A 20,125-nucleotide genomic window follows, 5' to 3' on the forward strand; every position below is an offset into this window, starting at 1 on the left:
CCTTTCCGGTGGGCTACATTTTTCGGGCTGTGATCAACGCCTGGCGATGATCAAGATCTGGTCGCGCAATCGGGACAGAAGCCCCAGAACGTGACCTCGGCCTCGTCGACGACGAAACCATGACTGTGGGACGGCGTCAGGCACGGAGCCTCACCGAGCGCACAATCCGCGTCGGCGATGAGACCACAACTGCGACACACGACATGGTGATGATTGTCGCCGACGCGCATCTCGTACCGGGCCACATGACCCGCCGGTTGAATGCGACGCATGAGGCCGACAGCCGTCACCGCATCGAGAACGTCGTAGATGGCCTGACGGGACACCGCAGGCAAAACTGTACGAGCCAGCGTGAACACGGTATCCGTGTCGACATGCGGATGACTGTGCACAACGTCCATGACGACAGTGCGGGGCTGCGTGACCCGTAGACCGGCTGCACGTAGCCGATCCGCATTGCTCAGGTCCGTCGTCATGACACCGACGATAACCAGATCCAACCCAAAAATCTCGTGTTTTCTGGAATTAGTCAAAATTTCATCGCGCGGTTTCCGTACCGAACGTGGCGTTCGGTCACTTGAAGTGACCGAACGTCACGTTCGGTCCCACGCGTTCGGTCCCACGCGTTCGGTCCCACGCGTTCGGTCCCACGAGTTCGGTCCCACGAGTTCGGTCCTGCGAGGGGGTGACGCAGTCAGCCGAGGCGGCAACCGCTGGCAAGGGGTACGTCGTTGAGCCGGTCGGTGATGTAGTTCAGTGCCAGTCCGGTGCCGTAGCCGTCGATGAGGTCCGGGCCGAAGTGGTTCGGCAGGACGGCGCCGGGGAGGATCGGCGGCAGGTCGTTGCTGACGAAGTCGACGGTGGCACCGTTGTCGCACCAGTCGACGGCGAGCTGTCTGGCCTGTTCATAGGGGACGGTGTCGTCGTTGCGTCCGCTGGTGACCAGCACGGGGGTCGTCGGCGTCAGGGTGCCGATGCGCTGTTCGTCGAAGATCGGCGCTGCTTCCGGAATCGTGCGCAGGTTGGCCAGCAGGGGCTGGTGGTCGGCGGTGAACGTCTCGGTCCGCAGGAAGGGGTGGCGGAGGATGACGTCGCCGATGCAGGCGTTGCTCAGCTCGGCCATGACGGCTTTGCCTTCGGGGGTGAGTCGCGCATTGAAGGGTTCCAGCAGTTCGGGCCTGCGTGCGACGAATCCGTTGACCGCGAATCCGATGACACCGCCGATGAGTGTTCCGTCGACCTGCCCGAGGGTCGCCAGCAGGTCCGCCGGAGGCGCACCCGCCCAGGTGCCCTTGATGTTCAGTTCCGGTGCATACGACGGCTGCATCTCCGCGGCCGCGGCGACGGCGCCACCGCCTTGCGAATATCCCCACAGCGCAAGCGGAGTCGACGAGCCGGTACCACTCAGGACGTTCGCGACGCGGGCTGCGTCGAGCACCGCGTGCGCTTCTTCGATGCGGTTGACGTACGTGTGCACACCGGGCGTGCCGAGACCGACGTAGTCGGTGACGAATACCCGCGCACCGCGGGCGATCCAGACGGACGCGGCGAGCTGTTCCTGGTTGGCCGAGAACGAGACCGGATCGAGTGTGGCGTTCAGTCCCGTCTGGAACGCCTTCGACGGTGCACACTGATCCCCCTGCCCGACGGTTCCGGGCGCCACGACGATCGTGGGGCGCTCGCCGGTGCCGCGCCAGGGCTGACTCGCCTCGATGTACGTTCCGGTGACGGCGACCGGCGAATCGTCTTGCAGCCGTGAGGAATACATGATGCGTTGAGCCTTGCCGGGCCACGTGCCGTCCGCGCCGGGGAACGACGCGAGGAGGGGGAGCGGCTCGGTCCGGACGAGCGAGCCCGGCGTCGAATCGAATTCTGCGGGTGGAGAATAGAAGTCCGATCCCGGATCGGCCGACGCGGTCGCCACCGGAATCAGCACCGCGGCAGCTAGAGACAGTACGACCGTGACGACGCGCAGATTCACCGTATCCCCCAAGGATGACCCAGTCGCGGGTGGCTTGGATCACACGCGAGGTGGGCTAAACCTAGACAGAAATGGCGAGGAGTGTCAAGTTCCGCAGAACGTCTGGAACCCACTCGCGAAGACCGCAGGCGCCGGTCCCGCGAACTCCGCCCACTCGGGACGAACCTCGAACGGATGAGTGACGACATCGAGAAGCGTCGAGAACTGGCTCATGTCCCCGCCCGTCGCAGCCACGAGGGCCGCGTCGACCAGATGGTTTCGCGGGATGTACACCGGGTTCACACGATCCATCGCATCGGCCACGGCCGCGAGATCGCCGACCAGCGCCGAACGCCACCGCGACTCCCACCCCGCCAGCCACGAGGGAACGACTGGCCCTGCCCCCACGGTCGTTCCTGCCGGCTCCACTCCTGCCCCCACGGTCGTTCCTGCCGGCTCCACTCCTGCCCTCAAAGAGTCCGCCAGCGTTCGGAACGTCCCTGTCCAGTCCGCACCCTCGGCCTGCAGGACCGCCAGGAAGTCGTCGATCAGACTTCTGTCCGGCGAGGCCAGGCCGAGTTTCGACGCCATTCCAGCCGTGAAGTAACCGTCGTACCGCGTGTCGAAGCTTTCCAGCACCGCGGTGACCTGGGCGATGGCGTCGTCGGGAACGTCACTGATCAGCCGCAGCAGGGTTTCGCCGAATCGCGCGAGATTCCATTTCAGAACCGCGGGCTGGTTGCCGAACGCGTACCGCCCGCCCTGATCGATGGAGCTGAAGACGGCGGCCGGGTCGTACCCGTCGATGAACGCGCACGGCCCGTAGTCGATGGTCTGGCCGGAGATGGTGGTGTTGTCGGTGTTCATGACGCCGTGCACGAACCCAGCGAGCATCCACTTCGCCACCAACGATGCCTGCGCGTCGACCACAGCCTCGAAGAACGCCAGGTAATCGCCCGTCGCGGCCGGGTAGTGACGCTCGATCGCGTAGTCCGCCAACGGTTGAACGAGGCCGTCGCGACGAACGGCGAACTCGAACGTTCCCACCCGAATGTGGCTGGCCGCGATGCGCGTCAGCACCGCACCCGGCTCCGGCCCGTTTCGGTACACATCCCGCCCGGTGGCCGTCACGGCCAGCGAACGCGTCGTGGGAATCGCCAACGCGTGCATGGCCTCGCTGATCAGGTACTCACGCAGCATCGGGCCGACGACGGCGAATCCGTCGCCTCCGCGGGAGAACGGCGTCGGGCCGGATCCTTTGAGATGAACGTCCACCCGCCCGTCGCCGACGGGCACTTCTCCGAGCAGCAGTGCGCGACCGTCGCCGAGAAGCGGTGCGTAACCGCCGAATTGGTGACCCGCGTAGGCCATGGCCACCGGGTTGGACCCGGCCGGAGCGGTGGCGCCGGACAGAACGTCGACGCCGACGTCGGGAATTCTCAACTCGCCGGCGAGGGCGTCGTTGAACACCAGTAACTGCGGACTCGGCGCCTCGGCTCCCTGCCACGGCAGCACGAGCGCATCCAATCGATCGGCGTAGGTGCTCTCGAAGGTCATACTTCGACAGTAACCTCGAGCATTGTCGACCTCGGACTACTGCGACACCGATTCGACGGCGACGAGTTCTGCGGCGACGTCGTGGAGTCGCTGGTTACGTTCTTGGGACAGCTTGACCAGCAGGTCGAAGGCACGGAGTGCGTCGATCGAGTACCGCTCCATCAGCATGCCCTTGGCCTGGCCGATGATGTCCCGCCGCGCGAGCGCCGACTTCAGTTGATCCCGTTCGCGCGCGGCGAGGAGAGCCAATGCTGCGTGCGTCGCGACGGCTTCCCCGACGATCAGATCGTCCTCGTCGAACGCATCGGTGCTCTTGCTGTAGAACACCAGTGCGCCGAGGTCGCCGTCACCGGAGTACAGCCGGAACGCAGCCAGGGATCGCACCCCTTCGGCCACCGCGATCTTCGCGAACTGTGGCCACCTCTGCTCGCCGTCGAGCTCCCCGGACACCACAGTGTCGAGGTGCTGGAGTTCGTTGTCGATGGGCCCCTCGTCCAGCTCGTACTGCAGCCGGCACATCTCCTCGGCGACGGAATCCGTCGACGCGACCACGGTGCGTTTCCCCTTTTCCAGGGTGGTCACGCATCCGTGGTGGACATTGCCGATCAGTTCGATCGACAGCGCCAGGATCTGCTGAACGGTTTCCTCGACCGTGCGGTTGCCCTTGCGCAGGTCACGCGCGAAGTCCGCGAGTCCCAACAACGTCGGCGAATTGTCCGACGCTCGCGCGGTGGGTTCTGCCATCGTTCACCTCAGTCCGAGCTGCATGCAATCAACGTTGATGCAGGTAGCAGCGCGGAACCATGGCGTGCACCTGCTCCGGGTGACAACGCCGCTGCTCGACGGATGACCCTCCGGGTCGACCGCGAACTGCAATCGACGACGCATAGTGTATCCGGCGCTCTAGAGATCCTCGTCCTCGTCGTCCCAGTTGCCGATCGATCCCAGCCCACGGCTGATGCGCAGAGCGAAGATGAGCGCTATCACGATCCACAGCGCCAGGATGCCCAGAATCCACCACCACATTTCGTCAGTGTGCAGGGAAACCAAAAGGTTTGTCGGCGGAAGAGTCCAAGTGATTCGGTTCCGCCATCGCGGGGTATCCGACGGCTCTTGTGCGCTCCCACGGATCCAGTACTTTCGGCTGGGCCAGGCCATACGATGTGTTGTCGACTGTCAGTTGGCCTGAAAGGACGGCTATGCCGGATCCGACCGATGACCTGGCCGTACTGCAGGCGATACTGGACCTGTCGCCCGATTTGATCGCATTGTCCGAATTCTCGGGCGCGGTGCTGTACGTCAATCCAGCCGGACGCGCACTCGTGGGCCTCGATTCCCTGACGGACGACGAGGTCCTCACCACGGACATGTTCTTCACCGTTCGCGGCCTCCTGGTGGCCGACGAGGTCGAGGCGAGCCTGAGAAATCACGGTCACTGGCGAGGGCTGAGCGAACTTCGCCACCACCGCACGGACGTGGCGATCCCCGTCGCCGTATCGGCTTTCGTCCTCGAGAACCACGACGGTGTGCCCGGAAAAATCGCGACGATCATCCGCGACCGAACGGCCGGGCATCACCGCGACGAGGAACTTCAGGCCGTGGCCGCGACTGCCCGGCAGCATGCCGCCGAGCAGCAGGCGCTCGCCGAACTCAGCCGCCTTGCGGTACATGCGGACCTCGCACAGTTGATGTCGGCCGCAGCGCTGGCCGCCGCGACGCTTCTCGGCGTCGAATCCGCAGCGGTCGTCCACCAGGCGCACACCGGCGACAGCACCCTCAACGTTCTCGCTGCCAGCAGAACCCTGTCCACTCGCGCGTCCATTCCGGCCGGCAATCACTCCATGGCCGGTTACGCACTGCAGCACAACATCCCGGTGATCTGCCCGGACATCACCACCGAGGATCGCTTCGACACCTCGACCATGGAAAGCCTCCAGATGCGTAGCGGGGCAGCGGTGCCGGTGCCCTTCGCCTCGTCCGAACACTGGGGAGCACTGGCCGTGTACGGGTACGAGCCGCGCATTTACAGCGCCGACGAGATGAGCTTCCTCGCCGCCGTCGCCAGCGTCGTGACATCGGCACTCAAACGAGTGGAGCTGGATCGACAGCTGTGGCTCAAGAGCATGCACGACGCTTTGACGTCGCTCCCCAACCGGACGCTGGCGTACGAGTTCATCGACGACGCGCTCATGCGCAACCATTCGGAACGCAGTCACGTTGCGCTCCTGCTGCTCGACATCGACGATTTCAAGATCATCAACGACAGCCTCGGACACGAGAGCGGCGACCGTGCACTCGTCCGGTTCAGCGAGCGCCTCACCGACGCCGTCGGAGAACGCGGCACCGTGGCCCGGCTCGGCGGCGACGAGTTCCTCATCATGTACCAGAACATCGACGGACCCGACCAGGCAGAAGACTATGCTCGTCACATCATTTCGAAGCTGAGCGCACCGCTGCGTCCGGGCGACGGCCCGATCCCGATGAGCGTCAGCATCGGCATCGCCCTGTCGGAACCGTCGATGTCCCGGCGCGATCTCATTCACCGAGCCGACCTGGCGATGTACCGCGCCAAGGACAGCGGCGACGGCGGGTACGCGCTCTTCGACCGAGACGACCTGTACGACGCGGACCGCGTCCGCTCGTTGTCCATCGACCTTCGAAATGCACTGGCCGCAGGGGATCTCAGGCTGCATTATCAACCGCTGATACAGATCTCGACCGGCAAGATCGTCGCAGTCGAGGCACTGGCACGCTGGAACCATCCGGAGCGAGGGCCGATCGAACCGACCGAGTTCGTCGCCGTAGCGGAAAGAACCGGCCTGGCCACAGCCCTCGGCTCGTGGGCGCTCCGCACTGCCTGCGCGCAGGCAGTGCAGTGGAGAACGTTCTCCGACATCACCATCCGCGTCAACGTCAGCGCTCTTCAACTGCGCAACAGCGCTTTTCCCGACGACGTCGCCGCCGTCCTACGCGAGACCGGGCTACCGCCGGAGGCCCTCGGCCTCGAAATCACCGAAACCGTATGGGTCTCCGACACCGCCCGCGTCTCCGCGACCCTCGCAGCCCTCGGCGCGATGGGCGTCGCACTGCTGCTCGACGACCTCGGCAAAGGCTACGGTTCCATCGCCTACCTCGACCGCTACCCGACGTTCGAGTGCCTCAAGATCGACAGGTCCTACATTGCCGAACTGCCCGGGGAACGTGCCGAAGCAGTCGTCTCCGCGATCGTCATGCTCGCCATCGCATTCGACGTCACCGTCGTCGGCGAAGGAGTCGAGAACCAGGCGCAGTACGACGCACTCGCAGCCGCCGGATGCCATCTGGCACAAGGATTCCACCTGGGCCGTCCCGTCGATGCGGAACGCACGACCGCGCTACTGCGACAAGCGTGAGAACGCCGCGTGCCCGAAGGTGACTCCGTCTACCGCCTCGCCCGACGCCTGAGAGCGGCGCTGGACGGGCAGACACTGCGCCTCGGCAGGTTGAACGTCCCGGCGCACGCGACCGTCGATCTCGCCGGGCGGGTGATCACCGGGCACCGCACCCATGGCAAACATCTGTTCACCGACTTCGACGACGGGGCCACGCTGCACACCCATCTGAAGATGACCGGTTCCTGGACCGTCACGCGTCCCGGCCGCCGACTACCCACGCGGTTGAACCCCGATGTCCGAGTTCAGCTGTCCTGCACGGACGGACCCACCGCCTACGGTCTGACGCTCCCCGTCGTCGACTACGGCTCCCGCCCCGACATGAACCGACTTCTCGCGCACCTCGGGCCCGATCCACTGCACGACGATTTCGACGCCGCGCTGGCCGCATCGAACGTCAGGGCGCAAGGCAGCGTGCCCATCATCTCGGCACTGCTCGATCAACGCGTCGTCGCCGGGCCCGGAAACCTGTGGGCCAACGAACTCTGCTTCCTGCGTGGCCTGCACCCGCAGCGACCGGCCGATTCGGTGGATGCACCCGCGCTCGTCGCGTTGCTGCACCGGGCGATGACGCATTCCGCCACAGTCGACGGAGCTCACCAGGTCACCACGGGTGACCGCCGAAAAGGACGGCAGCACTGGGTCGCCGGCCGTGCAGGCAAGCCCTGCCTTCGATGCGGGACCACCATCGCCGTCACCGCCGAAGTCCCCGGCGATCCCGCGCGACGCCGAACCTGGTGGTGCCCAGCGTGCCAGCCGGCGCCGACGGGTTAGCGCATCAGGACAGACGCGCGATCGCGTCCTTCTCCACGAACAGCGGCACGAAATCTCGAATCGACCCGCCGTCGAACTTCCGATGCGCCTCCGCCACGGCCGCGTCGACATCGGCCTCGGGGAATTGGAGAGCAAGCCTCGAACGGATCTCGTCGAGGGCGCGCTGTTCTTCTGTGGTGATGGTCTGCTGCATGCCACAGATGATGCCCGTGCGATGCTCGGTTTTCAACGGCCAGGCGGACACTAACTTTACATTCGTTCAGCTCAGCGGCGCTGTGCGCTGCAGCGATGCGTCGAACGTCACGTTCGACGCGTACATCCTGCCTGTCCCACACTGAGCAAGACTTGAGGGTAGCGTAGCCTAACCTGTTGTCCGAATTGTCTACTTAGAAGGGGATCTGTCCATGCACTCCACCACTGCGAGGCGACGCTGGTCGCGCCTGATACCCGTTGTCGCCGCCACGGCCGCGCTGGCGCTCGTCGGATGCTCGTCGTCCGAGAACCCGGAGGGAAGCGGTACCGACTCCCCGGCGTCCGGACTCCTGCCCGATGCCGAAGGCACCACGCAGTACCCCCTCACAGTGGACACTTGGGCGGGCGATTTCGTCATCGCCGAGCGTCCCGAACGCGTCGCAGTGATCGGCTTCAACACCGGCCTCGACGCCCTCCAAGCACTCGACGTCACGCCGGTGTACGCGCTGACCGAGGATCCGGTCTGGGAATGGCGAGACACCGACTACTTCTCGCAGATCGAATTCGTCGACGGAGCGACCCGCAGCGACCCGGTGAACTTCGAGAACATCGCCAACACGAACCCCGACGTCATCATTTCGCTGAACTACGGTCTCGAACAGACGGACGTGGATCGACTCACCGACATCGCACCCTACGTCGACCTGTCCACCCTCCCGGGTGACAAGGCGGACTGGCGCGAGGGCCAGCGCATCGTCGGCGAGGTCCTCGATCTTCGAGCCGCCTCGGAGGCCGTCATCGACGAGGCCGACCGCAGAATCGCCGACGTCGCCGCCGCACATCCCGAGTACGAGGGCAAAACCGTCACGATCGCAACGGATTACGGCGCCGACAGCGGCATCGACTACTACTCCGTCGCAGGCGGCACCGCCGAATCCTTCATGACGGATCTGGGATTCACACCCAACCCCATCGCCGCCGAATTCACCGACGATCCCGCCGTCGGGGACGAAGCACTCGAGAAACTGGACGGCGACATCCTGATCGTCTCGTACTTCGACGACGCCACCCAGCAGGCCCGGGAGTCCTCCGGACTCTTCCAGCGCCTCCCGCCCGTCGTCGACGGCCGCTATCACGCCGTCAACGACGCCCAGCCGAACTCGGGATCGCAGGCCACCTGGGTCCTCCGCCGCGGCGCCAGCGCCCTCAGCCTCCCCTGGGCCGCAGAAACCATCTCCGACATCTGGCTCGCCGATGTCGTGAAGTAACCCTCCGTCACCCGTGCGCGCCGAACCGCCTCATCCGGCCCGCACGGGTGCAGCGGGTGCACTCTCGATCAGATGTCGGGTGTACTCGTGGTGCGGGTTCCGGAACACCTCAGCGGCGCGCCCCTCCTCCACCACTGTCCCGCGCCGAAGTACGACGACCCGATCGGCGACGCTGTCCACCACAGCCAGGTCATGGCTGACGAAGAGGCAGGCGAAGCCGAATTCTTCCCGCAACTCGGCGAACAACTCCAGTACGTGAGCTTGCACCGACACATCGAGCGCACTCGTCGGCTCGTCCGCTACCAGCAGCTTCGGCGACAGCGCGAGAGCCCGAGCCAGTGCGACGCGCTGACGCTGCCCACCCGAGAGCTCCGACGGTCTGCGGTCCACGAAGTCCGCTGGTAAACGGACCGATTCGAGCAGTTGCTTCGTCCTCGAGCGCAACTCGGCGCCGGTGGCCACTTTGTGCACCACCAAAGGCTCACCGATGCTCTGCCCGACGCTGCGGCGCGGGTCCAGCGAGGCCGCAGGATCCTGATGCACCAGCGCGACGCCTCGCCGAAGCGCCCGCAGTTCCGACGCACGCAAGTGTCCGACCGTCGCCCCGAGTAGCTCGACTCTGCCGGTGGTCGCAGGCACCAGCCCCAGCGCGAGTCGGCCTAGAGTCGTTTTTCCCGAACCGGATTCACCGACCAATCCGACAACTTCGCCGGCCGAGAGCGTCAAGTCGACGCCCTCGATCGCGGTGAAGGACGCCGCACCGAAGCGACCCGGATACACGACGGAGACGTCGCTCAGACGGAGGACCTCGGTGGATCCTTTCTCGTGCAGGCGATCACGGACCTCGTGCAGTCGTGGAACCGCGTCGAGTAGATCGCGGGTGTACTGGTGCGACGGATCGGAGAACAACCGGTCCACCGGCTGCCTCTCGAGCACTCGGCCCTCGCGCATCACCACGACCGAATCGGCGATCTCCGCGACGACCCCCATGTTGTGAGTGATCAACAGAATGGCTGTGCCACGAGTCTTACGCAGCCGCTGCAACAGGTCGAGTATCTCGGCCTGCACGGTGACGTCCAGCGCTGTGGTCGGCTCGTCGGCGATCAGAAGGTCAGGTTCACCGGACAGTGCGAGGGCGATGACGACACGCTGCTTCTGGCCCCCGGACAGCTGATGCGGATACCAATCGACTCGGGATGCGGCGTCGGGAATCTCCACCAGTTCCAGCAGTTCGATCGCCCGGGAGCGAGCCGCGGACTTGGATATCCTGCCGTGTGCCTGCAGAGCTTGCGTGATCTGCCACCCGATCTTCTGGACCGGGTTGAGAGCGGTCTGCGGCTCCTGGAAGATCATCGCTGCTCGCACGCCTCGGACGGACCCGAGCAGAGCCTCGTCCGCGCCGATCAACTGTGTGTCTCCGAGAGTCACCGAGCCGGTCGCGGCGGCACCGTCGGGTAGCAACCCGAGAATCGTTCGGGCCGTGAGCGACTTACCGGAACCGGACTCACCCACCAGTGCGACTATCTCACCGTCGTCGACGCCGATGCTCACTGCGTCGACGACCGGGGCAGCCGTCCCGAACGCGATGGTGAGATCTTCGATCTTCAATAGGGTCATGACCGGCGCTCCCGTCCGATGCCCTGGGCGATGAGGAGAAAGCCGAGGACGAGCAGTGCGACGACGACGAGCGGTCCGACAGCGAACGCCGCGTTGATGTCCAGATTCGGGATGGAGTCGGAGATGATCGACCCGAGCGACGGTTCCGGCGGCCGGACGCCGATACCGATGAAACTCATCGCACTCTCGACGAACACAGCGAGGGAGAGCGACAGCGCTACCTGAACTCCGATGGGCTCCAGCGAGTTCGGCAGCACGTGCGTGCGCAGGACGAACAGCTTGCCCGCTCCGATGACCTCGGCCGCTTCGACGTACGGTTGTTCCCGCACCTTCAGCACCGATGTTCTGATCAACCGACCGAAAATCGGCAGCTCGGCCAGGACGATCACCACGCCGACGGTGAACGCACCAGGACCGATGATGGCGGCGAGCGTGATGGCGAGGATCAAGGCGGGGAAGGCCAGCACGACGTCGAAGATTCGTTGTGCGGCAGTGTCGGCCGCCGGATGCAGCGTCGACACCAACCCGACGAGACCACCGATGATCGCACCGATCGGCACCGCGAGAAATGCGATCTCGAGATCGATTCTGATGCCGTACAGCACTCGCGAGAGCACGTCGCGGTTGACCTGGTCGGTTCCCAGCCAATGATCCGCGTTGGGCGCCAGCAAGTTTGCGCTGGAGATCTGTTCCAGCGGATCGTACGGAGCCAACAGCGGAGCGAAGATACCGGCCAGCGCAATGACACCGACGATGATCACTCCCACCAGCCCCTGACCACTCGTCAGGCCACTCCACCTGGTCCGCGTCCGTACTGGTTCGTCGAGGACGGTCATGACGGTGCTCCGATGCGAATCCGGGGGTCGAGGTAGGCGTGCACCACATCGGTCAGGAGCTGGACTGCGACGAACACCGTCACGGACAACAGCAGCAAGACCTGCACGACGGGGTAATCACGCCGGCTGATGCCCTGCTCGATCAACTGACCGATACCTGGCCACGCGAAGATCGCCTCGACCAGAACAGCACCCCCGAGCAACTGCCCGGTCTGCAGACCCAACGCGGTGACCATCGTGGGCAGTGCGTTTCGCAGCGCCGAGCGCGACACCAGATTCCACTGCGACACTCCCAGGGACCGAGCTGTGGTGATGTAGGGCTGTTTCAGTTCGGTGCGCAGGGACTCCGTCAGAAACCGCGTCAGAGCGGCCGCCACCGGTAATGCCAGGCACACGGCGGGGAGAAGCAGATACTGCACGGTGATGTCGGGACGAGCGAGGAACCCGTCGGGCGGTACCCCGCCCGCCGGCAGTACCGGCAGCAACACAGCGAAGAACAGAACGAGCAGCACACCGGACACGAACGGCGGCAACGCCACGGCAACGGTGTTGGCACCGTTGACCAGCGCGGTGAGCCAGCGTCTCGGCCACGCCACGGACGCAACCGAAAGCCCGACCGACACCACGACCGCCAGCAGCAGCGCCGTCACCGACAGCACGACGGTGTTGAGCAGGCCGTCGAACACCAGGTCCGCAATGGTTCCGCCGATGACGTACGAGCGCCCGAGGTCGAACGTGACCACGCCCCAGAGCCAGGTCGAGTACTGCACCGGGATCGATTTGTCCAGTCCCAGTTGCGCTCTGATCGCGGCGATGGATTCCTCGGACGCGTCGGGCCCGGCCAATGTCGTCGCGGCGTCACCCGGTACCAGGCGGAGCACCAGGAAGATCACGACGGACGCGAGGAACAGTACGAGCAGTGCCGACGGAATCTTGTGCAGCAGGTAGCGCGTCATGACAGAAAGACATCCGTCAGCAGGACTTCCGATCGCTTCGTCCAATCGAGACCGTGCACGCTGTTGGCAGTGACAACCTGGTTGAACGTCACGCCGATCTCGATCAGGAACAAGCTTTCGAGCAGCTCCTGGCTGACCGCCGAGTACTTCTCCTTCGCCTCGTCGCCGGTGCCGTCGGCCACTTGCCACGCCGCGTCGGCAGCAGCCTGATACGAGGGCGACTCGTACCGTGACGCGTTCTTCAGTGCATTGAACGGATACGCGCTGACCGTCAGCGTCGACGGCGTGTACTGCGCCCAGGAATGGAACGTCACCCACAGCGCGGGGAACTGTTGCCCGATCAGCTGTTTCACGAATGCGGCACTCTCGACCGGATCGAGTTCGACCGTGACGCCGATCTCGGCCAGGTTCGCCTGCACGATCTGCGCGGTCGCCTCGTAGTACGGGTTTCCCGCCTGATAGGTCAGCGGCAGGGCGGGAATGTTTCCGACCTCGGCGACCAACGCTTTCGCGCGGTCCGTATCGAGGGTGAAGGTCGCGTTGAGGTCCTCGTCGTACGCGGGTGACGTTTTCGGCCACGGGACATTGATCGGGTATCCGGCACCCCGGAATACCTCGGCGATGATCCGGTCACGGTCCAGCGCGAACGCGATCGCCCGACGCAGCCGGACGTCGGACAGTGCCGGGTTCTGCACGTTGGTGCCGACGTAGATCTGCAGTTCGGCACCTTCGAGGTTGTTGCTCGTGTGTGCCCCGCCGTTCGCGAGCGTCTCCGCGTCGCGGTAGTTGATGTTGGTGACCGCCTGCACCTGACCCGACCTGATGGCGTTCGTCAACGCCTGGGCGTCGGGGATGATCGACACTTCCACGCGATCCAGATACGGGCGCTCCGGCACCCGGTAACTGTCGTTGCGGACGAAGGTGAGCGACTGGTTCGGCGTGCGTTCGGTGAGAACGAAAGGACCGGTACCGACGAACTTCTCACCCGTCCTCAGCTGGTCGATCGATTCGCTGTCCAGGATCGGGACGGTGTCGAGGAGATCGAAGATGTTGCCCAGGGGGTGCGCGAACGTCAGTACGAGCCGGTGCGGATCGGTGGTGTCGAAGGCCGTGATCGCCGCCGCGGTACTGCGCAACTGCGCCGTCCACGTGGGGTCCGCATAGGTGCGAATCGAGAACTCGGCATCCGTCGAGGTGAACGGCCTCCCGGAATGGAACGTGACATCGTCTCGCAGTTCGAGCGTGAGCGACAGGCCGTCGTCGGCCAGTGTCCACGACTCTGCAAGCAAAGGCGTCGGCGATACCTCGTCGTGCGGATACCGGATCAAGCTTTCGTAGACGAGGCCGATGACCGTTGTCGCACCCGCAGTGTTGGTCAGGAAGTTCGCCGGCACCACGTCCTGCGTCACCGCACTTTTCAGCGTCCCGCCGCGCACCGGGGTCGCGTCGGACGAGCCTGCGTCCTGCTGCTCACCCACCGCGGACGAGCACGCGGCCGCACCGAAGATGGCCAGCGCGCTCAGGCCCGCACCGCGCAGCAGAGTGCGCCGGTCGAAAGACATGTTTGTACTCAAGACGATTCGCTTTCAAGGAGAGACGCAAGTGTGCAGCGAAGCTAGCACCGGCACCTCCGGAACCACAACGTTTCGAGGCACTTGCAATCTTCGTGATCCAAACTGTGGATTGCTCGACGGTTCTATGGTGCGGTGATGCAATCCCGTACTGCGCCTCTATTTTTCGTGCAGTGCACCTCCGACGGAAAGGCTCGCTCCATGTCAGTAGACACCGTTACCGCGACATCCCTTCGGGCAGTGAAGGTCGGCGGCAAGATCGGCGCGCGTATCGAGGGTGTCCGCCTGGGCGGTGACCTGGACACGGAGACCGTCGACTTCATCCGGCGCGCACTGCTCGAACACAAGGTCATCTTCTTCAGCGGACAGGACCACCTCGACGACGAAGGTCAGTACGCGTTCGCCGAGCTTCTCGGTTCTCCGACGACGCCGCACCCCACCGTGACATCGCGGGGCACGAAGACTCTTGCCATCGACTCCGAGTACGGCAAGGCCAACAGCTGGCACTCGGACGTCACGTTCGTCGACCGCATCCCCAAGGCATCGATTCTTCGCGCCGTGCAGCTCCCGGAATACGGCGGAAACACCACCTGGGCATCGCAGGTCGCAGCCTACGAGAGCCTCCCGGACTCGCTGAAGGCTCTTGTCGACAATCTGTGGGCGACGCACTCGAACGCCTACGACTATTCCGCGACGTCCGCAGAGAAGATCCAGAACGAGAAGTCGGCGGAGTATCGAAAGGAATTCCAGTCCACGTACTTCGAGACCGAGCACCCTGTGGTGCGCGTCCACCCTGAAACCGGTGAGAAGACCCTCGTTCTCGGCCACTTCATCAAGGGATTCATCGGCCTGCCGACCAAGGAATCACAGGTGCTGTTCAACCTTCTCCAGGACCGGGTGACCAAACTGGAGAACACCGTTCGGTGGACGTGGTCACTCGGCGACGTTGCGATCTGGGACAACCGCGCCACCCAGCACTACGCCGTGGCCGACTGGGACGACCAGTACCGACGACTCGAGCGCATCACCCTCGCCGGTGATGTCCCGGTCCACCCGAACGGGCAGAAGAGCCGCGTCGTCGCCGGCGACGCAGAGCACTACTCGGTCATCGACGAGCCAGTCCTCATCTCTCTCTGATGTCGATTCCGCCCTACGCGCGGGGGTACGACGGATTCGAGGGTCGAGTCGGCAGAACGGCTGCCGAATCGACCCCGGCCTGGACCTATCCTCCGTCCGCACCCCCCGGTGCCCCCAACATCGTCGTCATTCTGATCGACGACATGGGCTTCAGTGACACCGGTCCTTACGGCTCGGAGATCGACACTCCTCACCTCGACCGGCTGGCCGCGTCGGGTGTGCGTTTCACCAATTACCATACGACTCCGCTGTGTTCACCGTCCCGCGCGTCACTTCTGACCGGCATCAACGCTCACCGCGCGGGCTACGGTTACGTATCCAACGCCGACCCCGGTTTTCCGGGTCTACGTCTCGAGCTCGCGGACGACGCTCTGACACTACCGGAGATGTTGCGTGACAACGGGTATGCAACCTATGCCGTCGGAAAATGGCACCTCGTGCGCGATGCGAACATGGGTCCTGGCCGAACCAAGGATTCGTGGCCGACGCAGCGCGGATTCGACCGCTACTACGGGTCGCTCGAAGGGCTGAACTCGTTCTTCCACCCCAATCAGTTGACCTCCGACAACGGCGCGGTCGAAACCGAGGAGTACCCCGAGAACTATTACCTCACGGACGATCTGACCGATCACGCCGTCGGCTACATCAAGGATCTACGAGCACACTCGCCGAAGCCGTTCTTTCTGTACTTCGCGCACGTGGCGATGCACGGCCCACTGCAGGCCAAGCAAGCAGATCGCGCGAAGTACCGGCGCAAGTACGCCGCCGGGTGGGACAGGCTGCGCGAAAGTCGATTTGCCCGGCAACTCGCGGACGGGCTCTTCCCCGAGGGAACACGGCAAGCACCGCGCAACAGCGAACCCGGATACGACGTCGAACCATGGGACTCGCTCACCGAGGACCAGCAACGACGCTTCGCGCGCTACATGGAAGTCTATGCAGGCACGGTCGACAGCATCGACCAGAGCATCGGACGTGTACTGCAGGTCATCGAGGACCTCGGTGAACTCGACAACACCATCGTGGTGTTCACCTCGGACAACGGAGGGACAGCGGAAGGCGGGCCGGAAGGGACACGGAGTTACTTCGCGGAGTTCGCAGGTGTGAAGGATCCGGACTGGGTCGGTGACGTGCCCCACGACGAAGATCTCATCGGGACAGCACGGTTGGGAGTGCACTATCCGCGTGGGTGGGGCCAGACGTCCAATACGCCGTTCCGGTTCTACAAGGGTCAGACATTCGCCGGCGGTGTGCGCGTGCCCTTCGTGCTGTCGTGGCCGGCAGGGCTACCCGCGCGCGGAGAAATCCGCCATCAGTACGCGTACGTGACCGACCTGGCGCCGACGCTACTCGACCTCGCAGGACTGAACGTGCCCGCCGAACGGCAAGGTCGTCCTGCCCTGACGTTCGACGGTGTGTCGTTCGCCGAAGTACTACATTCCAACGGCCCGTCGCGACACCTCGAACAGTATTCCGAGATCACCGGACATCGCGGCTTCTACCGAGACGGCTGGAAGCTGCTCGCCCTCGCGGGAGAGGACGTCGGCGCCCCGCAGTGGCAACTGTTCGACGTGCATACCGACCCGACCGAACTACAGGACGTATCCACGGACTTCCCGGACAAGGTCGCCGAACTCGCAACTGCTTGGGAGCGCGCTGCGTGGGAGAACACGGTATTCCCGTTGATCACGCGCGCCGACCTCGCACGGCGCAGGCCCGAAGAAGCGCAGCTGTCCCACCCTGTCACGCTCCTTCCTGGAACGCCCACCCTGGAGCGCTACCGGTCGTCGAGGCTGATCGCCTACCGAGACTTCTCGATCGACGTTGCTCTCGGAAGTGTCGCCGACGGGGTACTCGTGGCGCACGGCGATCCGCAGGGCGGGTACATCCTCTACGTGGAGGATGGACAGATCGTGCTCGGCTTCAACAGTTTTGGACGCTACAGATCGGTGAGTGCATCACTGCCGCCGGATGCCTCCCTCGTCACCCTCGACGCCGCAGTGGCACCGGGATTGCGATGGGACTTCGCCGTATCGGTCGACGCTGTGCACGTAGCAGCACTCCCGAACCAAGTCCAACTGGTCGCGATGGCACCGTGGACCGGCATCTCCGTCGGAGTCGACTCGAGAGGACCGGTGTCCTGGGACCTGCGCGAACGCCGAGGAGTCTTCCGATACACCGGTGCACTGAAGTCGGTCACCTACCGCCCAGGACCGGTACGGGTTCCCCCGGTGACAGTCGACCGCATCGAGACCGAGGCAGAGATTCTCGCGGACTAGGACATTCACGGCTTCGAACAGAAAGGCTCACATGATTTCCCGCAGAGGATTCCTCACCGGCACAGCGGGGGGAGCAACGGCACTGCTCCTCGCCGCGTGCTCGTCGGCGGTCGAGGAAGCGAAGAGCGGATCGGGAGAGGCAGGCGGCACACTGGTGATCGGATCACTCAGCGACCTCAACCCCGCGACCATCTTCTCCCAGTCACTGACCTCCATGACCATCGGCGGACTCGTCTTCGACACACTCGTCCGCCTCGACCCCGATACGCTCGAACCGACTCCGCGCGTCGCCACCTCATGGGAGGTTTCCGACGACGGCCTCACCGTGACCCTGCAGCTCCGCGACGACGTCACATTCCATTCGGGTCGACCCTTCACGTCCAAGGACGTCGAGTACGCGTTCACGAACCTCGCGAAGGACACAGCCGGTTCGCAATTGCAGGCAGCCGCGCGCACGATCGAGGCGGTTGACACCTCCGACGACCACGTCGCCGTACTGACCTTGACGCATCCCCTGGTCAACCTCCACGACCTCCTCGAGTTCACCCTCCTCACCGACTCCGACACCGAAGCAGCACTGCTCGCGGGCGAACAGTTCGTGGGCACCGGCCCCTTCGTCTTCGATTCCTGGCAGCGTGGCCGGCAGTCGGATTGGAGTCGCAACGGGAGCTACTGGGACACCCCCGCATTGCTGGACAAGGTCACCATCCGAGTGGTACCCGACAACTCCGCACTCCTGTCCTCGGTGCGCTCCGGGCAGACCAACGCCGTCATCGGTGTCTCCGCCCAGGACGCCAGGCCCTTCTCGGGCGACGGATACCACGTCGAGAACGAAGACGTGTTCGACGTGGCGTACTACGTCGGGGCGAACGTCGCGGACCCGGCGTTGGCCGACAAACGAATCCGACAAGCAATCTCCTACGCAGTCGACCGCGAACGAATCCTCGACGAGGTCCTCGGCGGCGTCGGCATCGCCTCCAGCGCCCCCTGGCCGGAGTCCTCGCCTGCCTACGACGAGGCCGCCCGCGACTTCTATTCCCGCGACCTCGACAAGGCACGCCAGCTGCTCGCCGACGCAGGAGGCCCACCGTCACAACCCGTATTGCTCTCCTACGGAACCGGTCTCGCACCGGCACGGAACATCGCCGCGATCATCGAGAACAATCTCGCCGACATCGGATTCACCGTCACCCTCGACCCACGCGAACAAGCGACACTGTCACCGTTCCTGAACAGCGGCCAACACCAACTGTGGATCAACCCACACGGATTCGCCCAACTCAACCCGTCGACCCTCGCCACCGGCGCTGCACCGTTCAAGCCTGCAAAGAACCTGTCGGGCTACACCTCACCCGAATACACCGCCATCGTCGACCGCCTCTGGACGCAAGCCGACCCGGAAAGCGACACGGCCGCAGCGTCGTACACGGAGTTCTCGGATCTTCTGCTCGACGAGCAGTTCGTCATCGACCTCGCCATCACCACGAACACCAACGTCTACTCCGCCGGTGTCTCGGGCATCGAATGGAATCGATACAAGAATCTGATTCTGAACCGCGCAACAGTCTAGGAACTCGGCGCCGATGGACAACGCGGGAGTGATGTAACAATTGCGTCGATTACAGGCGGTTTCCCGGCTGAGATCGACGCAACTGTTACACCACGCCCGACCACAGCTTCGATGAGATGGCTTCGAAGATCCGGCCGAGCGACGCTGTTTTCAGATGGAGCTGAATGCCGTCCACATGCGTGAGCCCAGGTCACGCTGCCCCGCGGCGTTGTAGTGGATTTTCTCGGTTTCGGTGTTGTAGAGGCCCTCCGGGCCGGGGACGAAGACGACGCGGGGCCGACGATCGGGGGTGTCTCGGTGCACGGCGTCGATGACGGGATAGTCCTGGTGTCCCGACGCTATTTCGTCGGGAACCATCTGGCCGATGACGAAGGGTATGTCGCCGAATTCTTCGCGGATGGTGTCGATCACGCTGTCCAGTTTCTGTGCGTACACGGGCCCTGGTGTCAGCGGTACGTCGGATTCGCCTTGGTGCCACAGCACTGCGGCCAGTTCGTTGCCGGGGTGCAGGGCGAGGGCGGATCGGATGCGCTCCATCCCGTTCCAGAACAGGTTGAGTCGGGCGGCGCGGTCGGCGGGGTCCCAGGTCACTCCGTTGACGCGCGCGAATGCCGAGTCGCCCCGTGCGTACGGGACCAACAGCACGGGCCGGCCCGTCGAGTCCGCGAGCTCCCTGGCGAAGACAGGTGCGAATCCGACTGCTTTGGAGGGTACTTCGTGGAACAGGGGGTCACATCCTGCGACGATGGTGTTCTTCGACTTCCCCGACGCAGCCCACTGGTGGACTCTCGGATGCGGCGCGTCGAGTCCGCTCATGTCCAATCCCATCCCGGCGCCGTGCGCGTTGGACTGCCCCAGGACCGCGACGAGCAAGTACGGCTCGTCGAACACCGTGACGGGCAGACCCGTTCCCAGGCGCCGCTTGACCACGTCCTTGGCACGCACTTCGAGGTTCTTCAGACGTCCCATGGCCCCAC

The 20,125-nt window shown here is 64.5% G+C and carries 17 protein-coding genes; 6 read left to right on the forward strand and 11 right to left on the reverse strand.

The window, feature by feature from the left end; genetic code table 11:
* Positions 1–50 precede the first annotated feature (50 nt).
* The 5 genes from CH289_RS06120 to CH289_RS28675 form a co-directional block, all read right to left on the reverse strand.
* Positions 51–476, reverse strand: coding sequence for a Fur family transcriptional regulator (locus CH289_RS06120; protein ID WP_026347871.1), 426 nt, complete (start codon positions 474–476; stop codon positions 51–53).
* Positions 477–694: 218 nt separating this feature from the next.
* On the reverse strand, positions 695–1,981 hold the full coding sequence (locus tag CH289_RS06125) for a lipase family protein (RefSeq protein ID WP_094727571.1): 1,287 nt from the start codon (positions 1,979–1,981) through the stop codon (positions 695–697).
* Between the two features lie 84 nt (positions 1,982–2,065).
* A complete protein-coding gene (locus CH289_RS06130; RefSeq protein ID WP_094727572.1) occupies positions 2,066–3,517 on the reverse strand; it encodes a protein adenylyltransferase SelO in 1,452 nt (483 codons plus the stop codon).
* Positions 3,518–3,553: 36 nt separating this feature from the next.
* A complete protein-coding gene (locus CH289_RS06135) occupies positions 3,554–4,261 on the reverse strand; it encodes a GAF and ANTAR domain-containing protein (protein WP_019665662.1) in 708 nt (235 codons plus the stop codon).
* Positions 4,262–4,420: 159 nt separating this feature from the next.
* A complete protein-coding gene (locus tag CH289_RS28675) occupies positions 4,421–4,543 on the reverse strand; it encodes a hypothetical protein (RefSeq protein ID WP_019665661.1) in 123 nt (40 codons plus the stop codon).
* Between the two features lie 173 nt (positions 4,544–4,716).
* Here CH289_RS28675 and CH289_RS06140 point away from each other — a divergent pair, with 173 nt between their 5' ends.
* The gene (locus CH289_RS06140; protein WP_094727573.1) at positions 4,717–6,909 is read left to right on the forward strand and encodes a putative bifunctional diguanylate cyclase/phosphodiesterase; all 2,193 of its coding nucleotides are present in this window, start codon (positions 4,717–4,719) and stop codon (positions 6,907–6,909) included.
* Positions 6,910–6,918: 9 nt separating this feature from the next.
* Entirely contained in the window at positions 6,919–7,722 is an 804-nt protein-coding gene (locus CH289_RS06145; RefSeq protein WP_020110544.1) for a DNA-formamidopyrimidine glycosylase family protein, read from the forward strand.
* A gap of 4 nt (positions 7,723–7,726) precedes the next feature.
* On the opposite strand, the gene CH289_RS06150 is transcribed toward CH289_RS06145, so the two are convergent.
* On the reverse strand, positions 7,727–7,915 hold the full coding sequence (locus tag CH289_RS06150) for a three-helix bundle dimerization domain-containing protein (RefSeq protein ID WP_176458720.1): 189 nt from the start codon (positions 7,913–7,915) through the stop codon (positions 7,727–7,729).
* 211 nt (positions 7,916–8,126) lie between these two features.
* On the opposite strand from CH289_RS06150, the gene CH289_RS06155 reads away from it, so the two are divergent.
* Positions 8,127–9,182 (forward strand): ABC transporter substrate-binding protein, encoded by a 1,056-nt coding sequence (locus tag CH289_RS06155; RefSeq protein WP_020110542.1) that lies wholly within the window; start codon positions 8,127–8,129, stop codon positions 9,180–9,182.
* Positions 9,183–9,212: 30 nt separating this feature from the next.
* Here the strand turns inward: CH289_RS06155 and CH289_RS06160 are convergent, their stop codons facing one another.
* From CH289_RS06160 to CH289_RS06175, 4 genes are read right to left on the reverse strand one after another with little or no spacing between them, the layout of a single operon-like run.
* On the reverse strand, positions 9,213–10,799 hold the full coding sequence (locus tag CH289_RS06160) for a dipeptide ABC transporter ATP-binding protein (protein ID WP_094727574.1): 1,587 nt from the start codon (positions 10,797–10,799) through the stop codon (positions 9,213–9,215).
* Complete coding sequence (locus CH289_RS06165; protein ID WP_033188915.1) at positions 10,796–11,635, reverse strand: ABC transporter permease; 840 nt, start codon at positions 11,633–11,635, stop codon at positions 10,796–10,798. The genes CH289_RS06160 and CH289_RS06165 overlap by 4 nt, the downstream gene beginning before the upstream one ends.
* Positions 11,632–12,591 carry an ABC transporter permease gene (locus CH289_RS06170; RefSeq protein ID WP_019665654.1) on the reverse strand — a complete coding sequence of 320 codons (960 nt, stop codon included), beginning with the start codon at positions 12,589–12,591 and terminating at the stop codon, positions 11,632–11,634. The genes CH289_RS06165 and CH289_RS06170 overlap by 4 nt, the downstream gene beginning before the upstream one ends.
* A complete protein-coding gene (locus CH289_RS06175) occupies positions 12,588–14,153 on the reverse strand; it encodes an ABC transporter substrate-binding protein (RefSeq protein WP_094727575.1) in 1,566 nt (521 codons plus the stop codon). The genes CH289_RS06170 and CH289_RS06175 overlap by 4 nt, the downstream gene beginning before the upstream one ends.
* Before the next feature lie 210 nt (positions 14,154–14,363).
* On the opposite strand from CH289_RS06175, the gene CH289_RS06180 reads away from it, so the two are divergent.
* Genes CH289_RS06180 through CH289_RS06190 form a run of 3 tightly spaced genes read left to right on the forward strand, consistent with a single transcriptional unit; the run spans position 14,364 to position 19,148 of the window.
* A complete protein-coding gene (locus CH289_RS06180; protein WP_179276750.1) occupies positions 14,364–15,299 on the forward strand; it encodes a TauD/TfdA dioxygenase family protein in 936 nt (311 codons plus the stop codon).
* Positions 15,299–17,578, forward strand: a complete 2,280-nt coding sequence (locus CH289_RS06185; protein ID WP_094727576.1) for an arylsulfatase — start codon at positions 15,299–15,301, stop codon at positions 17,576–17,578. Before CH289_RS06180 ends, CH289_RS06185 begins: the two co-directional genes overlap by 1 nt.
* 31 nt (positions 17,579–17,609) lie before the next feature.
* Positions 17,610–19,148: an ABC transporter substrate-binding protein gene (locus tag CH289_RS06190; RefSeq protein ID WP_094727577.1), complete on the forward strand. Its 1,539-nt coding sequence runs from the start codon at positions 17,610–17,612 to the stop codon at positions 19,146–19,148.
* 150 nt (positions 19,149–19,298) lie between these two features.
* Here CH289_RS06190 and CH289_RS06195 read toward each other — a convergent pair whose 3' ends face one another.
* Positions 19,299–20,117 (reverse strand): sialate O-acetylesterase, encoded by an 819-nt coding sequence (locus CH289_RS06195; RefSeq protein WP_094727578.1) that lies wholly within the window; start codon positions 20,115–20,117, stop codon positions 19,299–19,301.
* Positions 20,118–20,125: the final 8 nt, after the last annotated feature.

It is taken from the genome of Rhodococcus sp. RS1C4, from assembly GCF_002258225.1.
Taxonomy (GTDB): domain Bacteria; phylum Actinomycetota; class Actinomycetes; order Mycobacteriales; family Mycobacteriaceae; genus Rhodococcoides; species Rhodococcoides fascians_E.

Coding starts and splice junctions, on each gene's coding strand:
- CH289_RS28675 (WP_019665661.1), bottom strand. CDS start 4,543: ATGTGGTGGTGGATTCTGGGCATCCTGGCGCTGTGGATCGTGATAGCG.
- CH289_RS06160 (WP_094727574.1), bottom strand. CDS start 10,799: ATGACCCTATTGAAGATCGAAGATCTCACCATCGCGTTCGGGACGGCT.
- CH289_RS06195 (WP_094727578.1), bottom strand. CDS start 20,117: ATGGGACGTCTGAAGAACCTCGAAGTGCGTGCCAAGGACGTGGTCAAG.
- CH289_RS06185 (WP_094727576.1), top strand. CDS start 15,299: ATGTCGATTCCGCCCTACGCGCGGGGGTACGACGGATTCGAGGGTCGA.
- CH289_RS06155 (WP_020110542.1), top strand. CDS start 8,127: ATGCACTCCACCACTGCGAGGCGACGCTGGTCGCGCCTGATACCCGTT.
- CH289_RS06120 (WP_026347871.1), bottom strand. CDS start 476: ATGACGACGGACCTGAGCAATGCGGATCGGCTACGTGCAGCCGGTCTA.
- CH289_RS06170 (WP_019665654.1), bottom strand. CDS start 12,591: ATGACGCGCTACCTGCTGCACAAGATTCCGTCGGCACTGCTCGTACTG.
- CH289_RS06135 (WP_019665662.1), bottom strand. CDS start 4,261: ATGGCAGAACCCACCGCGCGAGCGTCGGACAATTCGCCGACGTTGTTG.
- CH289_RS06175 (WP_094727575.1), bottom strand. CDS start 14,153: ATGTCTTTCGACCGGCGCACTCTGCTGCGCGGTGCGGGCCTGAGCGCG.
- CH289_RS06180 (WP_179276750.1), top strand. CDS start 14,364: ATGTCAGTAGACACCGTTACCGCGACATCCCTTCGGGCAGTGAAGGTC.
- CH289_RS06140 (WP_094727573.1), top strand. CDS start 4,717: ATGCCGGATCCGACCGATGACCTGGCCGTACTGCAGGCGATACTGGAC.
- CH289_RS06130 (WP_094727572.1), bottom strand. CDS start 3,517: ATGACCTTCGAGAGCACCTACGCCGATCGATTGGATGCGCTCGTGCTG.
- CH289_RS06190 (WP_094727577.1), top strand. CDS start 17,610: ATGATTTCCCGCAGAGGATTCCTCACCGGCACAGCGGGGGGAGCAACG.
- CH289_RS06150 (WP_176458720.1), bottom strand. CDS start 7,915: ATGCAGCAGACCATCACCACAGAAGAACAGCGCGCCCTCGACGAGATC.
- CH289_RS06165 (WP_033188915.1), bottom strand. CDS start 11,635: ATGACCGTCCTCGACGAACCAGTACGGACGCGGACCAGGTGGAGTGGC.